The 25,174-nt window shown below is 34.9% G+C and carries 22 protein-coding genes and 2 pseudogenes; 4 read left to right on the forward strand and 20 right to left on the reverse strand.

Annotated features, from left to right (window positions below; all coding sequences use genetic code 11):
- Positions 1-3 precede the first annotated feature (3 nt).
- Positions 4-1,767 (forward strand): DUF6056 family protein, encoded by a 1,764-nt coding sequence (locus AC4BBR_RS13010; protein ID WP_490459948.1) that lies wholly within the window; start codon positions 4-6, stop codon positions 1,765-1,767.
- 279 nt (positions 1,768-2,046) lie between these two features.
- The gene (locus AC4BBR_RS13015) at positions 2,047-2,295 is read left to right on the forward strand and encodes a tyrosine-type recombinase/integrase (protein WP_490462122.1); all 249 of its coding nucleotides are present in this window, start codon (positions 2,047-2,049) and stop codon (positions 2,293-2,295) included.
- Between the two features lie 59 nt (positions 2,296-2,354).
- Here AC4BBR_RS13015 and rpmG read toward each other — a convergent pair whose 3' ends face one another.
- The 7 genes from rpmG to AC4BBR_RS13050 all read right to left on the reverse strand — a co-directional run bounded on the left by rpmG (position 2,355) and on the right by AC4BBR_RS13050 (position 10,796).
- On the reverse strand, positions 2,355-2,504 hold the full coding sequence (gene rpmG / locus AC4BBR_RS13020; RefSeq protein WP_002296119.1) for a 50S ribosomal protein L33: 150 nt from the start codon (positions 2,502-2,504) through the stop codon (positions 2,355-2,357).
- 127 nt (positions 2,505-2,631) lie between these two features.
- A complete protein-coding gene (locus AC4BBR_RS13025) occupies positions 2,632-4,752 on the reverse strand; it encodes a penicillin-binding transpeptidase domain-containing protein (protein ID WP_490459949.1) in 2,121 nt (706 codons plus the stop codon).
- A 151-nt stretch (positions 4,753-4,903) separates the two neighbouring features.
- Positions 4,904-6,844: a threonine--tRNA ligase gene (gene thrS / locus AC4BBR_RS13030; RefSeq protein ID WP_490459950.1), complete on the reverse strand. Its 1,941-nt coding sequence runs from the start codon at positions 6,842-6,844 to the stop codon at positions 4,904-4,906.
- 357 nt (positions 6,845-7,201) lie between these two features.
- Positions 7,202-7,381, reverse strand: coding sequence for a 2-hydroxymuconate tautomerase (gene thmT, locus AC4BBR_RS13035; protein WP_490459951.1), 180 nt, complete (start codon positions 7,379-7,381; stop codon positions 7,202-7,204).
- A gap of 256 nt (positions 7,382-7,637) precedes the next feature.
- Complete coding sequence (locus tag AC4BBR_RS13040; protein ID WP_490462123.1) at positions 7,638-7,805, reverse strand: NUDIX domain-containing protein; 168 nt, start codon at positions 7,803-7,805, stop codon at positions 7,638-7,640.
- Between the two features lie 253 nt (positions 7,806-8,058).
- Positions 8,059-9,531: a L,D-transpeptidase gene (locus AC4BBR_RS13045; RefSeq protein WP_490459952.1), complete on the reverse strand. Its 1,473-nt coding sequence runs from the start codon at positions 9,529-9,531 to the stop codon at positions 8,059-8,061.
- A gap of 413 nt (positions 9,532-9,944) precedes the next feature.
- Positions 9,945-10,796: an aminoglycoside 6-adenylyltransferase gene (locus AC4BBR_RS13050; RefSeq protein ID WP_490459953.1), complete on the reverse strand. Its 852-nt coding sequence runs from the start codon at positions 10,794-10,796 to the stop codon at positions 9,945-9,947.
- Positions 10,797-10,954: 158 nt separating this feature from the next.
- On the opposite strand from AC4BBR_RS13050, the gene AC4BBR_RS13055 reads away from it, so the two are divergent.
- Complete coding sequence (locus AC4BBR_RS13055; protein ID WP_490459954.1) at positions 10,955-11,536, forward strand: YdcF family protein; 582 nt, start codon at positions 10,955-10,957, stop codon at positions 11,534-11,536.
- 276 nt (positions 11,537-11,812) lie between these two features.
- Here AC4BBR_RS13055 and AC4BBR_RS13060 read toward each other — a convergent pair whose 3' ends face one another.
- From AC4BBR_RS13060 to AC4BBR_RS13070, 3 genes are all read right to left on the reverse strand, one after another.
- Positions 11,813-12,892: a WxLIP family cell surface protein gene (locus AC4BBR_RS13060; protein WP_490459955.1), complete on the reverse strand. Its 1,080-nt coding sequence runs from the start codon at positions 12,890-12,892 to the stop codon at positions 11,813-11,815.
- Between the two features lie 120 nt (positions 12,893-13,012).
- Positions 13,013-13,750, reverse strand: a complete 738-nt coding sequence (locus AC4BBR_RS13065; RefSeq protein ID WP_490459956.1) for a WxL domain-containing protein — start codon at positions 13,748-13,750, stop codon at positions 13,013-13,015.
- Positions 13,751-13,812: 62 nt separating this feature from the next.
- Complete coding sequence (locus tag AC4BBR_RS13070) at positions 13,813-16,017, reverse strand: hypothetical protein (RefSeq protein ID WP_490459957.1); 2,205 nt, start codon at positions 16,015-16,017, stop codon at positions 13,813-13,815.
- A gap of 661 nt (positions 16,018-16,678) precedes the next feature.
- Here AC4BBR_RS13070 and AC4BBR_RS13075 point away from each other — a divergent pair.
- Positions 16,679-16,794 (forward strand): annotated as a pseudogene (locus AC4BBR_RS13075) (IS3 family transposase); the annotation flags it as partial.
- Positions 16,795-17,292: 498 nt separating this feature from the next.
- Here the strand turns inward: AC4BBR_RS13075 and AC4BBR_RS13080 are convergent.
- From AC4BBR_RS13080 to AC4BBR_RS13125, 10 genes and pseudogenes are all read right to left on the reverse strand, one after another.
- A pseudogene (locus AC4BBR_RS13080) lies at positions 17,293-18,337 on the reverse strand (type I restriction endonuclease).
- 151 nt (positions 18,338-18,488) lie between these two features.
- Positions 18,489-19,208, reverse strand: coding sequence for a YebC/PmpR family DNA-binding transcriptional regulator (locus AC4BBR_RS13085; RefSeq protein WP_490459958.1), 720 nt, complete (start codon positions 19,206-19,208; stop codon positions 18,489-18,491).
- 93 nt (positions 19,209-19,301) lie between these two features.
- On the reverse strand, positions 19,302-20,471 hold the full coding sequence (locus AC4BBR_RS13090) for a nucleotidyltransferase (RefSeq protein ID WP_490459959.1): 1,170 nt from the start codon (positions 20,469-20,471) through the stop codon (positions 19,302-19,304).
- A 126-nt stretch (positions 20,472-20,597) separates the two neighbouring features.
- A complete protein-coding gene (locus AC4BBR_RS13095) occupies positions 20,598-21,335 on the reverse strand; it encodes a class I SAM-dependent DNA methyltransferase (RefSeq protein WP_490459960.1) in 738 nt (245 codons plus the stop codon).
- 1 nt (position 21,336) lies between these two features.
- Positions 21,337-21,675, reverse strand: a complete 339-nt coding sequence (gene rsfS / locus AC4BBR_RS13100; protein WP_490462124.1) for a ribosome silencing factor — start codon at positions 21,673-21,675, stop codon at positions 21,337-21,339.
- Between the two features lie 147 nt (positions 21,676-21,822).
- Positions 21,823-22,416, reverse strand: coding sequence for a bis(5'-nucleosyl)-tetraphosphatase (symmetrical) YqeK (yqeK, locus tag AC4BBR_RS13105; protein WP_490459961.1), 594 nt, complete (start codon positions 22,414-22,416; stop codon positions 21,823-21,825).
- Positions 22,406-23,050 carry a nicotinate-nucleotide adenylyltransferase gene (locus AC4BBR_RS13110; RefSeq protein ID WP_490459962.1) on the reverse strand — a complete coding sequence of 215 codons (645 nt, stop codon included), beginning with the start codon at positions 23,048-23,050 and terminating at the stop codon, positions 22,406-22,408. Before AC4BBR_RS13110 ends, yqeK begins: the two co-directional genes overlap by 11 nt.
- Before the next feature lie 18 nt (positions 23,051-23,068).
- On the reverse strand, positions 23,069-23,380 hold the full coding sequence (gene yhbY / locus AC4BBR_RS13115; RefSeq protein ID WP_086278671.1) for a ribosome assembly RNA-binding protein YhbY: 312 nt from the start codon (positions 23,378-23,380) through the stop codon (positions 23,069-23,071).
- 31 nt (positions 23,381-23,411) lie between these two features.
- The gene (gene yqeH, locus AC4BBR_RS13120) at positions 23,412-24,527 is read right to left on the reverse strand and encodes a ribosome biogenesis GTPase YqeH (protein WP_490459963.1); all 1,116 of its coding nucleotides are present in this window, start codon (positions 24,525-24,527) and stop codon (positions 23,412-23,414) included.
- The gene (locus AC4BBR_RS13125; protein WP_490459964.1) at positions 24,524-25,051 is read right to left on the reverse strand and encodes a YqeG family HAD IIIA-type phosphatase; all 528 of its coding nucleotides are present in this window, start codon (positions 25,049-25,051) and stop codon (positions 24,524-24,526) included. The genes yqeH and AC4BBR_RS13125 overlap by 4 nt, the downstream gene beginning before the upstream one ends.
- Positions 25,052-25,174 lie beyond the last annotated feature (123 nt).

The following is a 25,174-nucleotide window of genomic DNA, read 5'->3' on the forward strand; positions in this document are numbered from 1 at the left end:
AAAATGAAAGATTCGCAACGGTTGTATACAACAACAAGAAGTTCTAAAAAAGAGAGTAGTCGGATGTACATTCTAATATTTTTTACTCTATTGTTTGTGCTAGTTTTAATTCCTATAGTATTTACACCTATACTGAGTGATGATTTTATTTATGTAACAAACAATACTCCCTGGGCAAACATAAGATGGCGTTACTTGAACTGGTCGGGAAGACTTGTTGCTGATTCATTTTCTCTAATATTATTACAGCTACCTCCTATCTTGTACAAGTTGATTAAAGCTATTATTTGGATTGGGTTACTTTTAATTATTTCCTACCTTCCAACACTTACGAATAAGAATTACAAATGGCCTTTCAATAATTTCATCATAGTATTTTTACTTTATTGGATCGCTAACCCAAATCTTGGGCAAACGTCACTTTGGACAGTAGGTTTTTCTAATTATATCTTAACAAACTTTTTTATTGTAGCTTACTTTGCCATACTATTTTATCTTAAAGATAAACAACTAAAAAAATGGCACTATATCTTGATTCCGATTTTAGGAGGGCTTGCTGGAAATTCTAATGAGAATACTTCGATTGTTGTCATTTTACTTACACTGACATTTTTACTTATCGAAAAAAAGAAATTTGTATTTATTCTCGGTCTGCCTTTCACAATTATTGGAAGTTTAACTCTACTTCTAGCTCCTGGCAATTACGAAAGGCTGAAAAATCCTCTTTTTCAAATACAGCGTGAATACTCGCTATTTAGAAGACTATGGAATTACTTCTCTAGTCAACTATTTATCGATACTTTCAAAAGTTATTCATGGATTTTCGTTGCATTCATTTTAATAGGATTTATATATATATTCAGGAAACAAGCACCTCTTAAAAATAATGCTGTTTATAGTATAATATTTTTCTTTTCTGCTATTATTACAAACGCTGCTCTTGGTGGAGCATATGGATTTCCTGTAGAACCTAGGTCTCTAAATGGTGCATTGATCTTTTTTTTAATTTCGATATCCTTTATTTCAAACGATTTATTCTACTCTAATGTGCCATTCTATAAACAAAGCACTACCTATTTTATATCTTTGCTTTGTATCCCTTTCCTATTCGGGTATTATTATACTACGAGAAGTGTAATCTCTTTAAATAGACAATTCAAAATAAGAGAAGATATTATCTTATCGGGTAAATCAGCAAATCAAAAGACAATCTATATTCCAAATTATTTCGTCGGAAAATTATATAATCCTTCTGATAGTGTTGACCTCTTTAAGGGGAATGTAGAAAACTATTACGGACTACCTGAAGGATCAAACGTCATCATATTTGATAAAGATATCAGCTTTGATTACTCTAATTCGAAATTAGTAAACCAAGAACAAATCCCTTTACATGAACCTTTTGGAAAGAATACACAATTGTTGGCTATAAACTTTTACCGTGACACACGCTCTTTCAATGACTATAGTATTAATTTGACATTTGATAATGATTTGATTCAAGCATATCCTTCAGATACTAACGTATTATTTATACATGTTAATTGGAAAAGAGAGTCTGTTCCTGCTACTACAACATTGATTGCAGATACTTCTTTAAATAACCAACTTAAAGTAAATGGTAAATATATTTATTCGTCTCCTATTGGTGATATTCGTCCACAAGATATATCTAGTGTTGAGTTAAGTATCACAAATAGTAAAACAGAAAAAAATCCTATCCAACTCTTTATTGATACACAAAATAAAGTAGTTCAAGAAAAGTGACTGGGACATGACAAAATAGTGATTGTTTAGCTTACGAAATTGACGGTAAACTGATCGATGAAAAGTTTATTCAAAAAATGAATAGCTACATTTAAACAATATACAAAGAAAAATGGTATACGTTATGGCTGTTCGAAACATTCCTACATTATGACTGTGTTACTGGAGAGCGGTGTAACACTATTAGACGAGGGTTCAAGACTAAAAAATAAGTACACAGAAAGCATTGAACCATTTATTATCAAATCCGTATAGCAAACCGTTGTTACTCTTGAAGAAATATATATTCTATGGTTTGAATTTGACAAAACAACAGTCAAAGAGACAACCTATCTGCAAACTGACCACCGAATGAAGAAATATGTATTGCCTACTTTTGGTGCTATTAAACTTGAACGAATAGATTTAAAAACAGCACAACACATGGTTAATGATAAAAAGCTGGACTGCAGAACATGGGCTACCAAGAATTTAGACATACTCATACTACGATCCTTTTTGAAGCTGGAATATAAAAATTATTTTTAAGTAACTAAAAAACGCTCAATCCTTTATATGCTAAGGGATTGAGCGTATAATTTAAAACGTTATTTAGTTTCACGGTGTAAAGTAACTTTTCTTTCACGTGGACAATATTTTTGCTTTTCCAAACGATCAGGATTATTACGTTTATTTTTGCTTGTAAGATAATTACGTTCTTTACAAGAAGTACATTCTAAAGTAATGTTTACGCGCATGTGTTTTCCCTCCTATATCTAATTTCATATTTCTAAGATACTTCTTAGCCTCAAATATCATATCATGTTTACTTAAGAATTTCTACCCTTTTAACAAAATTTGTAAAGGAAAACTACTTTACAAATTTTATTGAGCTTTATATTCAGCATACGCATTGACGATTGCAGTAACCATTGATTGGTTAGGTCTACTACTTTCATCAGTCAAGTGAGGTAAAATGACACTTATAGCGATCTCTGGATCATCATAAGGAGCATAAGCTACTACGTTACTATTAACCGTAACATGCTCACCAACATTGGTCTCAGCCGTACCTGTTTTAGCAGCAATTTCAAGTGCTGCACCTTGCATATATTTTCCTGTCGTAAAGACACCAGTTCCATGAACAACATCATAAAAACCATTTTGAATGATTTGCATTTGTTCTGGATTAATATCTACCTTATTCAATTCTTTCGGTTCTATTTCTTTTTTTAAATCACCAAGTGTACCATCAGAGTTGTTATCGTAAATTCCTTCAACTACATGCGGAGCGAATCGAGTGCCACCATTGGCTACCGTGGAGGCATATTGCGCAAGTTGCATCGCTGTATACGTATCATACTGCCCGAAGGATAAATCGAGTAAATGTCCTGGCATTGGCGCACGATCTGGATCATCAAAAGCTTTATTCGTAAAGCCTGTTTCTTCACCAGGTAAATCGATTCCTGTCGAAACACCCATTCCATATTCACCAAATGTTTTGCGCAAAACATTAAATAAGGTGGGATCTCCCGTTTCGTATGGCAGCTGCATATTATATTGGTAATCAGTATTCATCATTTTTAATACTAGCTTCATCATATAAGCATTAGATGAGTACTCTAATGCTTGTTCTGCACTAAGCGGAATTTGATTTCCTGGAATTTTGTTAAATACAGACGATTTTCGCTCGCTTCCCAAAATTTGCAAAGGCTCATCGATTAATAAATCATTTCCAGTAATCACACCTTGTTCATAACCAGCTGAAATCGTTGCTCCTTTTACTACTGAACCAGGTTCAAATGCTTTATTGATCGTAGCTAATGGATTTGACGTTAGTTCATTGGTTGCAGGATCACGGTCTAATGCAACCATAGCCATTACAGCACCTGTTTTGGGATTCATAACAACGACATACGCGCCATCTGAATATGCAGCATTTCCTGTTGCTAATAGTTGTTGGTACTGTTCTCGAACAACTTCTTCGATTTTTGCTTGAAACGCCATATCAATTGTTAATTTTAGATTCTCACCTTTTTTACCTTCTGTTACAGGTGTTTGAGTAACTGTTTTGCCTTTACTATCCAGTGTTACTTCTGAAATTCCTTTTTTACCTTGAAGAATGTCTTCATATTGCTTCTCTAAATAGCTAGTTCCTACTCGATCGTTTAGTTCGTACCCTTTAGCGATATATTTATCAGCTTCTTCCGCTGGCAAACCTGCTTTTTGAGAAGATACCTTTCCTATAAGACTCTTAATATCTGTATCATTTGGATAATCTCGATCCCAGTCTACTCCAGTAGAAACACCCGCAATTTCTGAAGTATGCTCACCGATTATTGCAATTTCATCCTGTGTAACTCCTTCATTTTTTATAAAAGCTGTATTAAGTTCGCCTACAGAGTTCATTCGTTTAAAAATCGTAGCTGCTTGTAACGTATGTTCATCAAAATTGATTTCTTCTGGCGTTACTTTTTCCACTGTTTTAGCATATAAGGTTCCTTCATCTGTTATATTATTACCTTTTTCGTCCGTCTTATCTGCATCAGTTAAACGTTTTTGAGCAGCTTTTAAATTTTCAGGAGTTGCTAACCAAAAATCTTTTTTATCCCGTTCCGTCAATTCATCTGCGGGTACATGGATCAAATCATTTACTTTATTTGCTATCGGCACAAGGTCTTTTGTCTGAACCTTTTTTCCACGTGTGTAAGTAATTGCCAGATTGGCCTTATTTCCAGCGAGTAAATTTCCTTTTGCATCATATATTTCACCTCGCGGCGCACTGCTTTTGATCTGCAATGCTGAGTTTTCTTCAGCCTTTTTTGCATACTCCTGTCCTTCAGCGATCTGTAAATAGCCTAATCGTACGATCAATGCCACAAACAAACCAAAAATTACAAAAAACAATAGGTTCAAGCGGAACGGAATATGTGATTTTTTACTCTTTTGTGTCATTGGTTCTTCATTATCATTTTTTAATTTATCTAAAAAGCTCATTTTTTTCATCTATCGTTCATCCTCCATATGAGAAAAGTCTCGCTTCTCTATTGTAACGAAAAAATGCGAAAAAAAATAGAGGGAATCCTCTTACTAAGAAAATATTTAAGTTTTATCAAATAAAAAAAGACAAAGCAATGATCGCCTTGTCTTTTTTTAACTATCTTCTACTATAATTCGCTACATCAGCGACCATACTATCGATAAAGATATTTAAATCGATCACTTCTGTTTCTTTACTGCCATAACGACGAATATTAACCGTTGCATCATCCATCTCTTTATCTCCAACAACAATTTGATAAGGAATTTTTTGTGTTTGAGAGGCACGAATCTTATAACCCATTTTTTCATTACGATCATCGACTTCGATACGTAAGCCCTGTTCTTGTAGACGTTTTTTCACTTCATACGCATAATCAGAATGAGCTTCAACCGATACTGGAATAATTGTCGCTTGGATCGGCGCCAACCAAGTTGGGAAAGCGCCTTTGTATACTTCAGTTAAATATGCTACGAAACGTTCCATCGTTGAAACGATTCCTCTGTGGATAACCAATGGACGGTGTGTATTTTCGCCATCTTCTCCTACGTAAGTCAAATCAAAACGTTCTGGTAAAAGTGCGTCGATTTGAATTGTAGAGAGAGTTTCTTCCATCCCTAATGCAGTTTTCACTTGAACATCCAGTTTAGGACCATAAAAAGCTGCTTCACCTTCTGCTTCAAAATAATCAATCCCCGCTTCATCAGCCGCTTCTTTGATCATTGTTTCAGATCTTTCCCACATTGCATCATCGTCAAAATATTTCTCTTTGTTGTTAGGATCTCTTAAGCTTAAACGGAAACGATAATCGGTCACATCAAAATCAGCGTAAACTTCGACCATTAATTTCAATGTACGTAAGAATTCTTCTTTGATTTGATCTGGGCGAACAAAGGTGTGCCCATCATTCAATGTCATTTCACGTACACGTTGTAACCCTGATAAAGCCCCAGATTTTTCATAACGGTGCATCATACCAAGTTCTGCAATTCTAATCGGTAGTTCACGGTAACTGTGGATATCATTTTTATAAACCATCATGTGGTGCGGACAGTTCATTGGACGAAGGACTAACATTTCGCCATCCCCCATATCCATTGGCGGGAACATATCCTCATGATAGTGATCCCAGTGACCAGATCTTTTATAAAACTCAACATTGGCCATGATTGGTGTATACACATGTTGATAGCCTAAGCTGATTTCTTTATCTGTGATATAACGCTCAATTGTACGACGAATTGTTGCACCTTTAGGTAACCAGAATGGCAATCCTGAACCAACATCTGGGTTAAGCATAAATAAATCAAGCTCTTTCCCTAATTTACGGTGATCACGTTCTTTGGCTTCTTCACGCATTTTGATAAATTCTTTTAAATCTTTTTTATCGAAGAAAGCAGTTCCGTATATACGTTGCATCATCTGGTTATTAGAATTTCCTCTCCAATAAGCTCCAGCTACTGATAATAGCTGGAATACTTGGATGCGACCAGTAGAAGGTACATGAACCCCTCGACATAAATCAATGAAATCACCTTGATCGTAAACTGTGATCACTTCATCTTCTGGAAGTTCAGAAATCAATTCAACTTTGTATGGATCATCTGCAAATAACTCTAGAGCTTCGCTCTTAGAAACAACTTTGCGGACGATTGGATTATTTTCTTTGACGATTTTCATCATTTCAGCTTCAATTGCTGGTAAATCTTCTGCTGTTATTGGGCTTTCACCATTATCTGTATCATAGTAAAAACCAGAATCAATCGCTGGGCCTACACCGAATTTGATTTTTGGGAATAAACGACGTAGTGCATTGGCCATTAAATGAGCTGAAGAATGACGTAAAATACCTAGTGCATCCTCATGATCTGGTGTCACAATTTCAATTGTTCCATCTTCTTCAATTGGACGAACTAAATCTATTAATGTGCCATTGAATTTTCCTGCTAATGCTTTTTTAGCTAAACTGTTACTGATACTTTTAGCAATGTCTAATGTTGACGAACCAGCCTCAAATTCTTTGACTGCGCCATCTGGAAAAGTAATGTTGATTGACATGTTTGTTTCCTCCTTTAGTAAATTATGATTGAAAAGATCGTTTTTTTCAAATTTTGCAAGAATGCAAAAAATCCTAGCATCCAAACTAAATCAGATACTAGGACGAAAAATTCGTGGTTCCACCTATGTTTAAACACAGCAAACAGCCATGTTCCTCAAGCGTGTTAACGGTACGACCGCCTTTGTTTCGACAAAGGTTGGAAAAAGTGGTCATTCCTTGTGCGGGTCTGGAAAATTTTCAGCCAAGATTTTCCTCTCTAAAAGACTGCTTGCAAGTTCAGTTGTCTTTCTCATCAATCATTTATAAATTAATTTAAACACTTCTTCAAATAAAAAGCAAGCATTTCTTCAAAATGATTATTTTTTCCATTGACCGCCTTGCGCGTAACGATCTTTTTTCATCTCATTGACGATAACATGGATGTTCTCTTTGGGAGCATCTGTATTTCTAGATACGACCTCTGTGATTTCTTTAACCATATTAGTTAGCTGTTCTTGACTTCGACCTTCAATTAATTCTACATGAATAAATGGCATTATTTTTCCTCCGTTCATTTTTTCTTCCTATTTACAATGTTACCACTTTTTTTACTCTCTTGTTTATTTTTCAGGATTCAAAATAAACAAGAATACCTCTTAATTCATAAATATTTTGCTCCTGATGAAAAGTTCTACTTGAGGCTGATTTATTGTTTTTTTTGCTGTAACTTCTTACAAATTTCGTAATCAAAAGCGGTGAATCGATCCTAATGTCTGTATTTTTTTATCTCATTAAAACTCATAAAACATATTGCTATGACATCATTTTCTTGAGGCACCAGCGTAAAGTGGAACGGCTTATAAACCGTCGTATCAATAATTCGAGTTCGACTTCCTTTACAGTCAATCCTGTTTCTTCACTTAATTCTCGAACAGGCGCTAACTCACTTCTTTCACCTGATTCGACTGCTCCTCCTGGAATTTCTCAATATAGTCCCATTTGTTTTTTAGGATATCTTTGTGTGACCATAAATTCTTTATTCTGGTTTGTGACAATAATACATACTCCTAATTGGAATTCATTTTCTAAGAAAGTTCCTCCTCGCTCAATTCTTTTTCATGTTTTCATATGATTTAAATCATAAACATCAAGCATTTCTCTCATCTTTTTTCTTATACAAACAATTTTTTATTATTAAAAAAGAAGCCCAAGTGGACTTCTTTTACTACTTTTTTTAAGCTGGTTCACCATAATCAACTGGTTTATCGAATTCTCCTGGTGCATCATCATAGATATGCCCATAAACAATCACTGGCATCCCTGCATAAGCACCGTTGAAGATTTGAGCAACAGCTGCTCCTGGTGTATTGATACAACCATTACTACCAAAATTCGTTTTGTATGCTTCTTTGTTTCCGAAATATTCTGCTTTATAATCTGCATCATGAATCCCGATTTGTGTCACCACACCGCCGAAACTCTTCAATGGCATCCAATATTTAACAGGTACACTATATTTTGAACCATCCAACATTTCACCTTCTAATTTTGTATCTGTGTCTTTATACAAAAGAGTGTGGAACCCTGGAACTGTTGCAGTCCCTTTATTGTAACGACCAGTGATTACATCTGTTTCAACAACTTTTACACCATCTTTAAAGAAATACATTTTTTGGTCATTTAAATCGATTTCTACATAATCCTTATCAACTGTCGACGATTGATTTACATCCCCATCAATCGGTACGGTTATTTCTTCAGTGTCTTTATCACTATTGATAGCTTGAACAATTAAATCTCTTGTTTGCGGCATGTTGATATCCCAACCGTAACTGCCATTATTTTTATACTTTGTTGTTACGCCATGAACATTTTTAAAGATAATTGGTTTGAAAATTGAACCATATTTTTGATTCGTTTGTTCCACCCAAGCATAAACTTTATTTGGATCAACATCTCCTTTAGTATCCATAAATGACTGCAGTTCTTCTTTGGTAATAGCCAATTTTTCGCCATTAATATCGAGCGTGATCGCTTTATTTTCCTTTTTCGATAATATAGTTAATTTTTCTTGCAGTCCCTTATCATCTTTTGTTACTGCCGGTTTTTGATAGAATGCTGTGGCATCATAAACATAGTCACCTTTATTCTCATCAACATCTTTTAATACTTGATTCATCAACGCCTCTTTGTCAACAGTCGTTCCAACTTGTTCAGGTACGATTTGATAATTGCCATCAATTTTCTCAATCCGAGCATCTTGACTTGGTGTTCCTTCTTCAAAGGTAAGCTCATTTAACTTATTTTTCAATTCTGTTTTGTAATCTTCATTAATTGGCAATTTGATTGAACGATCACTAATATTTTGTTTCAAGTACTCTTCTGTAATTTCATATTTTTCAGGTAACTCAATTTTTTCTTCTTTATCATTCACTTTGATTACGACAGATTCCGCTTTATTCAGCTCTTCTAACTTCTTTTTCGCATCTTTTGCATTCAATAAACTGATATCAATACCATTGGCCTTTGCAGCGACAAAAAAATGTGATTGAAAATAAACAAGTCCCCCAGTAAATACTAGTGCTAAACAAATCAGAAAACCAACAACTGGCACTAACCACTTCTTCGGCTTTTTATTCGGGTGTTTATTATTTTTAGGTGTCTTTGCATTTTTTGCCGAGCGGCTAACTGATTCTTCGTTCTCCATTGCGCTATCTTCCTTTTTTTTGATTTATATGCTTACTTTGATTAATGCTTCTCCCTGTTTTAGAAATAAAATAAAAGGAAAAATCTCTTCCTCTGATTTTCTTGATGTTTTTCTATTTATTAATTTCATTTTAAAGCTAGTTTAGTTAGATTTACCCAAATCTTCAATTAATCTGCTTACATATGAGAAAAAATTCATGTTTCTTATGTATAAATGCTGAATCTTAAATTTTTTTATTAAACAGGAAACCACAACCATCAAAATTCGATACAGTGCACTTATCATTCTACCACAGATAGGGGAGGGGAAAAAAGACTATTTGACAATATACTTACAAAAATTCTAATTTATTTACAATAAACTTTAAAATATCCCCTAACCTCGCACATTTTGTTTGAAAGATGTAGTTATTTTTAAAGATCAACACTAAAATCCATTGTATACTTCATAACCTTTTCGGCTGTTCTTTGATCATAGCTAAAGCTATTTTTTTGTGAAAATGCCTGTGCAAAGAAGTCAAACTGATTTTGTAATGAAATTAGCGCTTCGAAAGCCAAATAAATACTAGAAAGATTCATCGTTTTTAAGAGCCCTTCATATTGTTCACCTGTCAAATAATCTGGCAAGTATTTGTAATTTTTCCCAACACTGAAATGATAACCATGTTCTGCTCCTACTTGCCACGATAACAAACGTAACAGCTCTTTTCGACAGTATTCATTTAAATGATCTGCTGCATAAAACAATTCATCTCGACACAAGCCTTTCACTACATACGTACTGACCCACCAAAACTGATTACAACAATCCAAAAATTCTTCCTGATTAGGACACTTAATCCAATATTCTTGATCAGTTGCATCAATTAAGTTAGGTAATAATTGTTCTTTATCTAACAAAATTTCAGCCAAAGGGTCTCCTTCGTTCCAAGTATCAGCCTGCTCTTTTGGACAAAGAGTTAAATCAATCCGGTTACCATCTTCAAATAGCATTAAATAAGTAAACCTTCCATTTCCAGTAGGTGGAAACAAAGTCATATCTTCTGGTGTCTGCATAATTAAACGCGAACCCAATTTATCGATCCATGACGGGTCTTTAACAAAACTGTTCACGGATTCCACAATATAAACAATATCATAATCCTGAAATAAATCTTTTGGCACTCGTTTATTTGTCCGTGAACCGTTCATCCCTACAGCTAACACTCTAGAATCATTTGTTGCTGTATCTAAAATTAATCGAAACATTTCTTTCTCTGTTCTCACGTTGCACCTCACTTTTTCCCTCTTACATAAAGTATAAAGCAAATCAGTTAGCTTTGTTACACTTTCTCTTAAAATCATTAAAAAACCATTAAAAAAGAGCGTGTGAGCACTATTCAATTCGTTTATCTACTACACTGGAAGAGAAAGGTTGTGCCATTATGAAATGGGTGAAACGAATTATGTTGGTTATTATAGGTTTAGGAATTATTTATGCTGCTCTCGTACTTTTCTTGATTTTAACTGGAACAAAAGATCAGCCGACAGAGACTCCAGATACTGTCCTTATTTTAGGTGCGCAAGTAAAAGGTACCTCAAAAAATACTGCTTATCCAAGTACAGTTTTGAAAGAAAGACTGGATGCAGCCATCCCTTATTTAAAAAAACATCCTACTGCAACGGCCATCGTATGCGGCGGTCAAGGCTCCGATGAACCAGATAGCGAAGCCAATGTGATGGCAGAATATCTAAGAGTTAACGGTATTTCTCAAAAGCAAATTCTGACTGAAGATACCTCCACACGTACTAAAGAAAATATTCAAAATTCCCTAAAAAAACAAGCACTAGGGAATACCGTCATCGTTACTAGCGATTTCCATATGTATCGCTCAAAATTATTAGCAAAACGTTTGGGGATTTCTGAACTTAGCGGGCTTCCAGCAGTTTCTAAATCTTCTGCTGCTTTTAAAACATATGTTAGAGAGGTAATTGCTTTGGGTTATGGCTTACTTTTTGATTATTGAGTTTATTCTTTCTTCGCTGGATGTAGGAATCCGAATAAACGGTTACAGCAGAAGGAACGCCTTCTAACTTAACCTCAAGCCCAATTATAATGCTTCATAATAGAAACCCCGTCCTTTTAGAAAGGACGGGAAAGCAGTTAAAAACGGAAAAGAGTTTTGTTAAAGTAGTTATATAGTACTAAGCGAAAGTGAATTTAATATTAATATTTTGCGGACAATAGAGAATTGATCTTTTTTAACTTCTAAATTCGACTTTTCATCATAGACAAATTTTCATTATTTCTTTTCATCTATAGTCTTTTTTAACTCTTCGAATCTATCCTGTTGTATTTTCTTTTCTTTTTTCATTTTTTTATTAAAATAATAAATAATCCCTATAATTACCGCCAGAGTCAACGCTCCTATTGCAAGAACAATTGTCCATGGAAACTGATTTTTCTGCTCTGGTGGCAAGTTGGTAGCTGTCGCATTATATTTTTTTGCTTCGGTTTCCTTTATTTTAAGCTTTCTTTCCCATATCCAATCTCTATAACCATCATTTGCTTTGATTTTAACAGTATAATTTCCTGCAACAAAAGGCTGATCCTTTAAATCAATTTTATAATTGAAATTCGTGTTTGGTGCCATGGTTAAAGATTCTTGATGGTTTTCATAGCGTGGTTTTGTTTCATCTTCATAGTACAGTTTGGCATCTATCTGCAATTTTTTAATCATTGCAGCTTTCTTATTTTGGATATTCATAATAACTGCATTCTTGCCATTTAATTGTGTCGTTTTGACCTCATTTAACGCTAATTCTGGTCTGACTTCCTGATCTGTCTCGCTCAATAAGACACCCACAACATAAGAAAACCGATTGCCGACTGCCAAAGCACCCTCACTCTTCATTTCTTTCTCTTCTTTTTGCTCAAAATAAAGACCACCTAAAACATAGCCATCGAACGGATCTTCTGGAATATTTATTGTGCACTCAACTATTTGTTTTGATTTTTTTGGTAAATGAATCTCTTTAGGGATCGAGGCAATTTCATTGAATGTAAATAAGGCTGACGAATCTTTTTTTGTATCATTATAAGAGTAATCAACAACGCCATTATCATTTGTAATTGCTGAATTTGCTGAAGCATAAACTGTAATATCTTCTTCAGTATCATTTGTTAGCTCTACACTAAGTGCTTGCGTTTGCTCCGGTAATACTCTTAAATCAAAATAACTGATTTCCTTACTTCGTTGGTTATCGGGTAAAATTGCTTTGACACTAAAATCGATTTCGCTAGCATGAGCGAATAAACCGAAATTAAATAATAGTAATAACAAACTAATAGCAAACAAAAACTTAGCTAACTTTTTGTACATCCTTAAAACTCCTTCATAACTCCCTATAATTATACTGAAAAGAACGCTATTCAAAAAATAGGTTCTTTTCAGCATACCCTATCAAGTTGTATCAGAACATAATCTCAAATAGCACATTTATTAAAGTGGACTATCATTCAATGTCCAAGTCAGTGTGGTCTTGTATTGTTGTCCTGCAACTTTTGACGTTGCGCTTGGCACAGTTAGTTTAACACCTTGTGCCGCTCCCGCTCCTGATCCAAATGCAAGCGTCCAAGTTCCAACACCAGTAGAAAGTGCTGCTGTTGCTACTGGAGAAGATGCCGCTCCTGTAGGGTCAAGGGTCACAGGTACTGATATAGGTGCTAATGCGATCAGCTGAGTAGAATTCGGTGTTGCGGCTACCAAACTCATCTGAGCGTTCGTTAATACTGAAGGTGTAGCACTAGTTGTTTGGAACTGACCATTTTGTTTAACTGTTAGTTTCCACCCCAGATTTAACCCACGTTTATCCGTTACTTGAACATAGTTAGGAACACTAATCAGTGTAGATGAAGCATTTTGAACTTGATCCAATTGAGCATAATAAGTTGCGTCAATTGTTTGAATCACTTTCGTACCAAAATGAAAATTAGACACATAATCCAAACTCAATGGTCCTCCAGTTCCTGGTTGGTGCGGATCGGCTGGATTGGGCGTAACAGGTGAAGCAGGATCTGTTGGATTAACTGGCGTTGTTATCGTTGTATCTTGTGAGAAGGTAATATCTGCATTTGACGTTAAAGAACCTACATTAACCGCTTCTACAACTGTTCCTCCAATAAAACCAGATGATATAATTACAGCAACAATAGACAAATAACCTAAACTCTTTTTCATTTTTACTTCCTTCTTTCTAGTTTTATTTTAACTTCTTATTTTTGTAAGAAGTAAAACCCAAATTATAACGGTGCATCTGATAATATCCATTGTAATTGCGCTGTATAAGATTCATTTACATTTATATTCACACTAGGAGTCAGATTTAAAAACACACCATTTTGCTGATTCCATGAAATGACTACATTATTATCATCCGGAGAAGTGTATGCGTAAGCCTCCGAAGCAATTGTCGTTATTGAAGTATCTTGACCATTTTTTCGATAAACAAACGCTTGATTGATTGTTTTATTCGTAGTTGTAGATTTCATCGGCTGATTTTCTCTAACAAGTAAGTGCCACTGACTCTTAGCTATTCGTCCATCAGCAACGATCAGAGAAGTATCCACTAAGCTTGGACTATAAGTCGTTGTTTTACTCGGTACAGGGATATTTTTAAATGAAATTTGTTGAGGTGATTGAACAAAGCGCAATGTTCCATCCCCTACTGAGATCGAGTTTGCATTAGTTTGCGGAGTAATTGCTATCCCATCACCGTCAGCTCCGCCAATAATACTGGAAAAAGGCAACGATTGTCCGGTCATATTTTGCGCTACAACTCCTGTGTACTGCAGTTTGAAACTCGTATTCGGCTGTATAAAATTATTGATGGATAGAGAATTCTGATAATACCAATATTGCATATTTAAGGTAGAATCTGTTAAAAGTTGCGTACCTAATACTGGCGTTTGCACACCCGTATTTGAGATTCTGATCAATGTTACTGGACTTAGTTGCGTTAGTCCATTTGGAACGTAAGCTTTTAACATTTGCTGACTCCAAGTTGCCGGCTGATTAATCAACGTCGTAGTCAAGGTATAGCGAACGGTTTGTCCTGTAACAACGGAAGGCGCTACTTCCCAATTTCCTTGAGCATTTAATCTTTCGACCGTCTGTAAAACTGAAATAGCTGGTTTCAAATAAGGAATCTTCTGGTTGTAGCCTGTACTAGTTACTAAAACGGCTCCAGTTCGATTGCTTAATCCTTGAACTGATAGGTTGATGGTTTCCCCACCATTAAACATCGGCAAATTAGAAAACTGAAAACTTCCATTTGCATTCAATGGCGCAGTGTATACTGTTCCTGCGTTTATTTGCAATGCTACTTGATAAGTACCAGCATTCGTTTGTACAGCAGTTCCAGAAAGTAGAGTAGTTCCTGGTACTGCGGTGCTAGATGTCACTGGCTGAACTGGCCAACTAACTGCTTGCGAGACAGAAGATGGACTTTGAATATAGTTACTTGTTGTCTTTGATTGCGCAATAATCAGCGCCGAAACACTATCTCCATACTGTAAAGCTGAACCTAGAATTGTGCTAAAATTTCCAGACGCATCTACAGGTATATTGCTAACAACTATCGGTGCAGACGTGCCATCAGAACGTGTAATAGTCAGTTGAACGGTATAATTATACGCACTATTTTGAGCTTGCTGAATCCTACCACTTACAGTTGTTTGTAAATTTAGAAGTGGACTATTTAAAATGGGCGCTGTGACATTGGGCACACTCGTTCCTATTGACATAGAGGGCAACTCGATGAATCCTGATTGAGAAACATTTCCTATAACTAAATTTATAATGTTCAACCCATCTGTTGAAGAACCAAATACCCCTTTAATAGGATAGTTTAATCCATTACTTGCTGGTGGAATCGTAATACCGTTTTGATACAAAACTGCTACGTCAAAGTTGAAACTAACTGCCCAGCGGCTAAGGCCTAATAAACCTACGAGATTAGTTGGAAATGTTACATAAACTGAATTATAAGCACTACTATATGCTAATGCAAACCCACGAGTCGTATCCTGAATATTATAAGAGATACTTCCAATTATTGGGGCAGGAAGTGTCACGGTTCCTGTAAGCAAAGATAAAAACTTCTGCTGTTTAGTCGTACTGTCATTAATTTGATTCGCTATTTCCGCAGGCAATTGGAGAATAATCCTTGGCTGCCCCCCCAGAGATAAATCTAAAGTAGGTGTATAGGTATACGTCATTGTAATAATCGACTGGCTAGTTCCACCGGTTGTATAGGTTCCGCTAAGTGCACCCGAACCTACACTAACCAAACGTTCTTCCATAATATCTAATATATCGTTTTTTTCATCTTTTATTTCAGTCTGTTCTTTCACTACTCCGCCTTCTGCAAAAACTTGATACACATCGATTTTTAGAACGCTCAACATCAAGCCAGCTAAAAATAGAAATAACCATTTATGTTTCACAATGAAGCCCCCCATTGACTAGCGATTATTTAGCAAACTAGATTTCTGAAACTATCAAATAATTTAAAAATATAACCTGAAAAATATATTATGAAAAAAAGAAATAAAAAAATTATTATCTTATATTAATTCTATACTATGAGTAAAATAAAGTAAAATATTTGCAATCGTCCTTTTTATAATACGTCGTTCGACAATACTATTATAAAAATAATAATAAAATCCAAATCGCATATCACTAAAATAATTCACCACGAAACATTCTCGTGATTACAAAATACTACTCAATTATTCGCAAACAAACATACACATAATATAAACAAAAAGACTATTTTATAGCCATAAGCCTTATTAAATTCTCAAATATTTTGATGAAATTCGAAATATTTGAGAATTTATAATAAAAATGCTATTATAAATTTGTTCTTAGTTTTTTCATATTGTGTTTCCCTTCGTATAGTGTGTGTATGAAGGGTTTTTATATTTAAAATGAAAAATTAGGTTAATCTATAACGTTTTTAAGTTAACCTTTGTATAGTATTTTCATATAGACAGAGGATAATCAATAAAATATTATGCGCCTTTGGAATTGAACAATCACTCATCCGAAAATGAAAGCACTATGATAATGTAATTGTAGAATAAACGCAAAAATCAAAAAAAAGTAGAAGTTATTTATTCCCACAAATTTACAACTTTACCTAAATATTATTTGATTATGTACATTGGTTGAACCACCTACGTCTCCATGGTTCGTTGAAATATCAAACACCGATTGTTTAAATAAGCGAATCACACGCCATTGCCAATGAACTTAAGTAATGTCTATCCTGTCAAGGGCAATCGTAAAATGAAATCAATGCAAAATGTTACACCCTATAGATTTTATCAATAAAAATGTTACTATTTTGAAAGTTTAAAAAGGTATTTCTTAATTTTTTAGAACTAACGCTCGGTTTTTAGGGTAATATTAGCAGAAGAAAAACAGACACTCCTTTTATTTACAAGAAATGGATGAAAACTGTTCGATTAAGCTATCAGAAAAGGGTGTGAAACAAAACTAAAAAATCACTTTTGTTTCACACCCTAAATGCTAATAAACGTTGGGATATGAAGCAACCCCTTTTCTGTCTGCACAGAAATTAAGATATTATTGGACATTTCAGCTTAGTAGGAAATTTGATTCTGAATATTATAAATTATCTTTGAAACTTACAACAGAACCATTCATTCTTATTTTCCCATAGAAAGATACTGAAATATTCAGGAATAATTTCAGAAAGCTTCAACAATTTTAATTATCTCTTTTGAATGATTTGTAATATCAATTGGGTTGCTTATTTCAAAAACAGTCCTACTTGAATTATTTAACTCAATTTTCATCCCTGAACTAGATGTAAAAAATCTTAATACCCATTTTCTAATATTATCGTCAATTAATACATTAAAATAACTTTTATTGTCCCTATAAAAAATTCTATCTAAAACTACTATATCTTTGAGAATAAGTTTAACTATAGTATAAGCCTCCAACTCCTCTGGTGTAGTAACTATATCTTCATAAACATCTTCCTGAATTACCTCTTCTTCTTTACCTGAAACAGAAGTATTGAGAGCAGCACTCAATTTATCATTAACTTTCTCATTAATAAATTGATTTAGTCCTTTTTTTATTAGAGGTTTAAACTTATCCAAAGTTGCCTTTGTTTTTACTCCACCATAAATTTCACCAACAAAATATTTTACAAATTTTTCAGATGGTTCATTTAGTTGAATAGTTAAAAATGTCTTTAATGTATTTAAATATTTTAATTCAGAAGCACTATTAGTTATTTTATCAACATCAAAATTGTCTTTATGAAATTTCGCAATTTCAGGTATTTGACTATCTTTCAAATTCGTAATATCAATTGTCAAAAACGGTGAAGAATCCATCTTATTCGGCTCTTCTAAATCAGTAAAAAACTTATATATTTCTCCATTTGTTAGTATACCAAATTGGGATGTTGTCGTTCCAAAATATCTGAATAATTGTGAGTCATGTTTTGTTAGTGGTTCAGTGATAGATTTAGCTTCAATCAACATAGTTGGTACACTATCTATTACAATCGCATAGTCAACTTTCTCACCTTTTTTATACCTACATCAGCTGTAAATTCTGGTACAAATTCAATTGGATTGAAGATATCATAACCTAAAATTTGAAAAAAGGCATTATAAGTGACGTCTTTGTAGCTTCTTCAGTTCCTATATTGTCCTTTAATTTTAAAACTCTTTTACCTATCGATTTTAGGTCATCTTTGAATTTTTCTATTTCCACTTTTCATTACCCCACTTCTTGATATATTATTTTTACAATAATATTATATTATATTGCTATCTCCTAATCCATGACACTTGAATTGGAAAAGATTACACTCATTTTTGTAAATAAAAAAAGAACCCTTACAAATAAGGATTCTTATACTTTTTTACTCACCTAAATCAACATTATGATAAACCTTTTGAACATCATCAAGATCTTCTAGAACATCAATCATTCGTTCGAATTGTTCTAAATCTTCCCCAGTTAATTCTACATCATTTTGTGCAATCATTTCTAATTCTGCTACAGAGAACTCTTCGATCCCTTTTGCTTTTAGCGCTTCTTGCACTGCATGCAAGTCTTCTGGTTCAGTATAGACAATGATCTGACCTTCCTCTTCTGTAACATCACGAACATCCATGTCCTTTTCCATCAGATATTCAAGAATTTCATCAGCGTCATTTCCTTCAAACCCAATGACACCTGTATGATCAAACATATAAGCTACAGCACCGCTGACACCCATATTTCCACCATTTTTACCAAATGCCGCACGAACATCTGAAGCTGTCCGATTTACATTATTTGTCAAGGCATCAACGATAACCATTGAGCCATTTGGTCCAAATCCTTCATAACGTAATTCAGAGTATTGCTCATCGCCAGAACCTTTGGCTTTTTCGATTGCTCGATCGATGATATGTTTTGGAACATTATATGTTTTTGCGCGCTCGATAACAAACCGTAATTTCTGATTTGCTTGAGGGTCAGGATCACCCGATTTCGCTGCTACGTATATTTCAATCCCGAATTTTGCATAAACTCGGCTGTTAGTTGCGTCTTTGGCAGCTTTTTTCTCTTTAATATTTGCCCACTTACGACCCATATTCTCACTTCGCTTTCATTCATTATTATTTTTGATTGTAGTGCCTTTATCATTATACTTGGCAAACGGACTTTTGTTAAGTGTTTTTTGCTTTTAAGAGCTACGAATTGGAAAACGGCCAAAACTTTGCTCTAAAATGCGATCGTCGCCTAATTGATAAAGTTGATTACTACGGATATCCAACGCTAATTGAGAATTCAAACTCTTTGACACTTTTGTGATCAGAGGCAAGGCTAGATTCTTTTTTTCTTCTCGTAAAAAACGTTGTCCTTGTTCAGTAAAGCCCAGAACTTGTAAATGACTATGATTCCAAGTATCTTCTATTTCTTGTTGTTGCACATTATTTAAAATATACGTCGCAATTCGCTGCAAGCGCGTCCACGTATAACGTTTTGTTTTTGCCTGTTCCATAAACATATGAAAAGAGTCAGAAGACTTAGCCGCTTCTTGCAAACGATATTCGATTCCTTCTTTCATTTGATAAATCTCTTGTAACTCTGTGATCGTGCTACTGATCAATTTATACTTTAATAATGGCCAATAATCTTCCCAAGAAACAGTAGCTGAATTCGCCAAATCTATTGCAACTTGTTCTGGAAGAACTTGTTTGATTTGATCTAATTCGCCTGAGAAAACAGCTTTCCTGATTGCAGTAGCACTAGCAAACTTTTGATATATGTTAGTATCATGGTAACCTGCTTGTTCACGTTTTAAAGGATATAACGTCATCGGTTTTTCATACGCGGCATTTTCTTTGGCATAACTTAATCCTAAAATATGATTAGGTGAAGAAAAATCCAATCCATTTTGTGGATAAAGCTTACGAAAAACTTCTGTCATTTGCTGTGGATAACTCATACCGTTATTTTTGATTTGTTGATACGTTTGATCGATTTCTGCCTTGTTCTTATTCACAAACTTCCCAAACAGTTCATAATCCATCTCTGTTTGGTTATCGGTGCCAAAGCATAATGCCTCACATTGTAACGCCTGAAGTAGCTTAATTCCACCTGCAGCAAAGTAATCTGCTGATTGTACAGCATACGCAAACGGTAATTCAATAACTAAATCAACACCATGATTCAGGGCTTCTTTGGCTCGTGTCCATTTGTCGATAATAGCAGGTTCCCCTCGTTGTAAGAAATTTCCGCTCATTACTGCAATTACAACATCTGCTCCACTTATTTCTCGCGCCATTTTTGCATGGTACTGATGTCCATTATGAAAAGGATTGTATTCAACAATAATACCGCAACTTTTCATTTTTATTCTCCTTCGTCCAGATCATTTCTATTAGAACTCCATCATACCATGTTTGTTTTATTACTGAAACAAAAGAAAAATAAGCGAGCAAAACTTTGAAAAGTTCTGCCCCGCTCATTTTTTAAACTATTTTTTACAAACAAAAAACCAACGTTTGCTTTCTTCTGCTGGAGCATCGTCTGTGAAATCAGCATAGACTTCAACATTCATAAACCCTGCACTTTCTAGCATCATCAGATAGTTTTCCATTGTATAAGTCCGTTCTTGATGCAATTCATCTTGACGGATAAACACTTCGTCACTCTCATGCTCTTTTACAAAGAACGTTAGAAAATGTTCAATACTGTGCTCTTTTTCACCAGGATAACTATCCCATAAAAAGGCAAATTCTTCTGTTTGATAATGATAGCTATACTCTGGAAATACTTTGTCTACTTGATAAATCGAATGAACATCAAAAATAAAGACGCCTTCTTCTTCTAACGCTTGGTAGACATCGTCAAATACTTGTTGGACTTCCTGACGATTTGCCATATAACACAGCGAATCAGAAAAACATGTAATCGCATGATACTGACCCATTTCAGATAAATCCATCATGTTCCCTTGAACAAACTGAACATGAACCTCTTCTTCCGCTGCTCGTTTACTGGCCATCATCAACATTTCTTCTGACAAATCCAATGCTGTTACCGTAAATCCTGCTTTTGCAAAATTTACAGCTAATGCTCCAGTTCCACAAGCCATTTCTAAAACATCCATTTTTCCTTCTGGTAAATGACGTTTTGAAAATTCTAGCCACTGATCATAAAGACTATCATCCATTACTTCATCGTAAACAAAAGCAAATGTTTCATATGCCATATTACTCGACCCAAGCGTGAAGATCGACCATTGGTGCATCAGACCAAAGCTTTTCTAAATTGTAAAAGCCACGTTCTGCTGATTGAAATACATGAACGATGATATCGCCTAAGTCGATCAATACCCATTTACCGCCATCTTTTCCTTCAACACGTTTTACTTCTACCTCTGCTTCTTCTTCTTTTTCAATAATTTCTTCTACAATAGCATTGATTTGACGTTCACTTGTTGCTTGGCAAATCATAAAGTAATCTGCTAAAAGTGAGATTTCATGCACATCTAAAGCAACTATTTCCTCTGCTCGTTTCGAATCTGCTGCTTTTACAGCGATCTCTAAAATCTGTTGACTATCTATGATGGTTTCCTCCTATTATTTAATTTCAAATTTTTGATTTGTTTTTTTCTAACTTGAAGCCAAACGCTTTGCTCAGCTTTTTCTTAATCTGGCTTCTCGTAAAAAGATGACTTCTGTCGATGCTGGACGAGTTCAATCAGCTTTTCTTACTACCCAATAATTATAGGTCTCAATTGTTTTGGGATAAATTTTTTGTTCTTGTTCAATAAGATGCAGTAATGTATGTTTTGTTTCATATGCAACTGCTTCATCCAGATCAACTAAAGCCAATTCCCGTGCTTCTTTTACACCAGGAAAGTTTCGACCTTGCTCGATGTAATCAGCAACATAAATGATTTTATCCAGCAAACTCATTTTGGCAGCACCTGTCGTATGCAAACGAATCGCTTCTAAAATCTCTTCGTCCTCTATACCTAGTTCCTTTTGAACCATACTGGCACCAACAAGTCCGTGCCAAATGGCATTGCCATAATGAAGCAATTCTTGATCATAGCCGTCTCGTTTGATAATCATTTCAAACTCTTCATCTGGACGTTCTTTAGCGTAATCGTGAGTCAGTGCCGCAATACTTGCTTTTTCTTTGGAAGCACCGTATTTAGCTGCTAAAGCTATAGCCATTTCCTCTACACCTACCACATGTTGAAAACGTCGTTCACTCATATGCATCTGAACTTCTTGCATTAATTCTTCGCGTTTAAATGTCGTATATTTTCCGCTAAAATCCATCTACATACAGCTCCTTCTCTCCTATATAGTGTATCACACTATCAGGCAATAAGTAGCGCGTAGAACAACCATTGCTAATTTTTCCCCGAATCAGCGTTGAACTAATATCCATTTGAGGAACATCCACCCAAATAATCGGATACGGTGTAACAGTTCCATATTTCGGACGGCGAATTCCCACAAAATTAATCAATGTCAGCAATTCATCGATTTTATACCACTTTGGTAAATATTCTACCATGTCTCCGCCAATGATAAAATAGTAATCTATATCGGGATTATTTTGTGTCAAAGCTTTCATCGTGTCATAAGTGTAACTTTTTCCTTTACGGAACAACTCGATCGGCTCAACTGCTAAATTATGATTATCCGCAATTGCAAGCTCTAGCATTGCTAATCGGTGTTGACTATCGATCGTCTTTTTTTCATCTACATGAGGTGGTAAATAAGTAGGCATCAAATAGACTTTGTCCAACCCAAGCTGTTGTTGCACTTGGTCAGCCATCACTAAATGTGCCAAATGAACCGGATTAAAATTTCCACCTAATATTCCTACCTGTTTACGCTTTTGAAAAAGCTCTGCTTCTTCCACAATTACTTCTGCTTTTAATACTGCATTCGTATTTGTCCCCATTTTTCTTACCTCCAAATTTTAAATTGCTTTAACTTCTTTAGAGATCTTTTGATACTTTTCGTTAGATGATGGTTTAAATAAAACTAATACCCGGCCGATGATTTGAACGATATCACAATGAATATCTGCTTTTAATGCAACTGCCACATCTTCAGCAATCTCATCGGTATTTTGTAGCAAAGTGACTTTGATCAATTCACGTTTTTCTAACGCTTCATTGATTTGTACCACCATCGCAGAGTTCAAGCCACCTTTACCAATTTGAAAAATCGGTTGTAAATGGTGCGCTTGGCTGCGTAAAAAACGCTTTTGTTTTCCTCTTAAATCCACTAATTTTCCTTCTCTCTATTCTCACTTATGATTAAATCAAGGCTTTTCTTCTTAAAACATCGACGCCTTTTGGTGCCCAGCCAGCAACCACACATGGTTCTGTGACCGTGATCCAGCCTAGTCCGGCAAAAACAATATCTGTTTTTTCTTTGATAGAAAATTCAAAACGAACCAATTCAGGAAATTCTGCCACTTCATCAGGACGTGGTGGTTGTAACAAGCCGCCAACATGTTTCTCATAAAAGGCGTCAGCTGTCACTAATTTAGTTCGGTGAATTGCTAAATCATTTGATACGTAGGCAATAAATGAACTACGCTCTCCTTGAATGAAATCAAATCGGGCCAACCCACCTAAAAATAATGTTTGTTCAGGGTTTAGTTGATACACCTTAGGTTTGATCTCTTTTTGCGGTGCGATAATTTTTAAGTCTTTTTTACCAAGGTAATGCGCCATTTGATGGCGATGAATAATTCCCGGTGTATCGATCAAAAAATGGCCATCATCTAAAGGAATTTCAATTTTATCCAATGTTGTTCCCGGAAATTGCGATGTTGTAATAACATCTTGAACTCCAGCTGTCTGTTTGATGATTTGATTGATCAATGTTGATTTACCAACATTCGTTACCCCGACCACATAAACATCTTTACCATCACGATATTTTTCGATCGTTTTAAGTAAGTGCTCCATTTCCTGCGGTTTTTTAGCACTTGTCAATAATACATCAACAGGACGTAAACCTTCTTCATGAGCACGTTCTCTCATCCATTGAATCATCTTAGGCTTCTTTAATGATTTAGGTAAAATATCGACTTTATTCCCTACCATCAAAACAGGATTATCGCCAATAAAACGATGCAAACCAGGAATTAACGAACCATTAAAATCAAAAATATCGACGACATTCACGATCAATGCATCTTCTTTGCCTAACTCGTTTAATAAACGTAAAAAATCATCGTCAGTCAGCTGAACATCTTGAATATCATTGTAATGTCTTAGCCGAAAACAACGTTGACAATAAACTTCGCCTGTCTCTATCCCTTTTTCAAAAGCAGCCTTTGGCGTGTATCCTAGTTTATCTGACTGTTCTGTTTGAATGACTGCACCGCAACCGATGCACTGAATTACTTCACGCTCACTCATTCTAGTCCGCCTTTCCATACCATATCTGGATGTTTCTTCGCTAAATGCTTCATGATTTTCCGTTCAAAAAAACGATTTATTTTTGTATTCCATCCATCTGTATCAACGATTGGACGAACTAAAATATTTCTAATTCCAGCAGCATTCGCACCACGAATATCGGTCATGATCTGATCCCCAACCATCACTAATTCTTCTGGTTTCATATTTAATTTCTTTTCAGCTTCTCTAAACCCTCTAGTTGATGGCTTCAATGCCCTAGATACATATTCTAGTTCAAATTTTTCTACTACTCGTTTGATGCGGCTAGATTTATTATTTGAAACAACAACAACAGGAATACCTGCATTTTTCATTTCCAGAATCCATGTCAATAATTCTTCTGTACCATATGGGTTATCCCAAGCAATTAAGGTATTGTCCAAATCAGTTAATACAGCTTTGATCCCTAATTTTTTTAATTGGTTCGGTGTGATTTTATAAATCGCATCAACCATCCAAGTTGGTTTAAATTTTGAAAACATAGTAACTCCTCTCATCTCCACGATGAACTTTCTCATAATGAAAGGAGCACTAAGCTAGTACTCCTCCAATTTGTATTATACTGCATTTTAGTGAAAATTTCTATAAATGCCAACCATAAATTC

The organism is Enterococcus sp. AMC1251 (assembly GCF_058216535.1).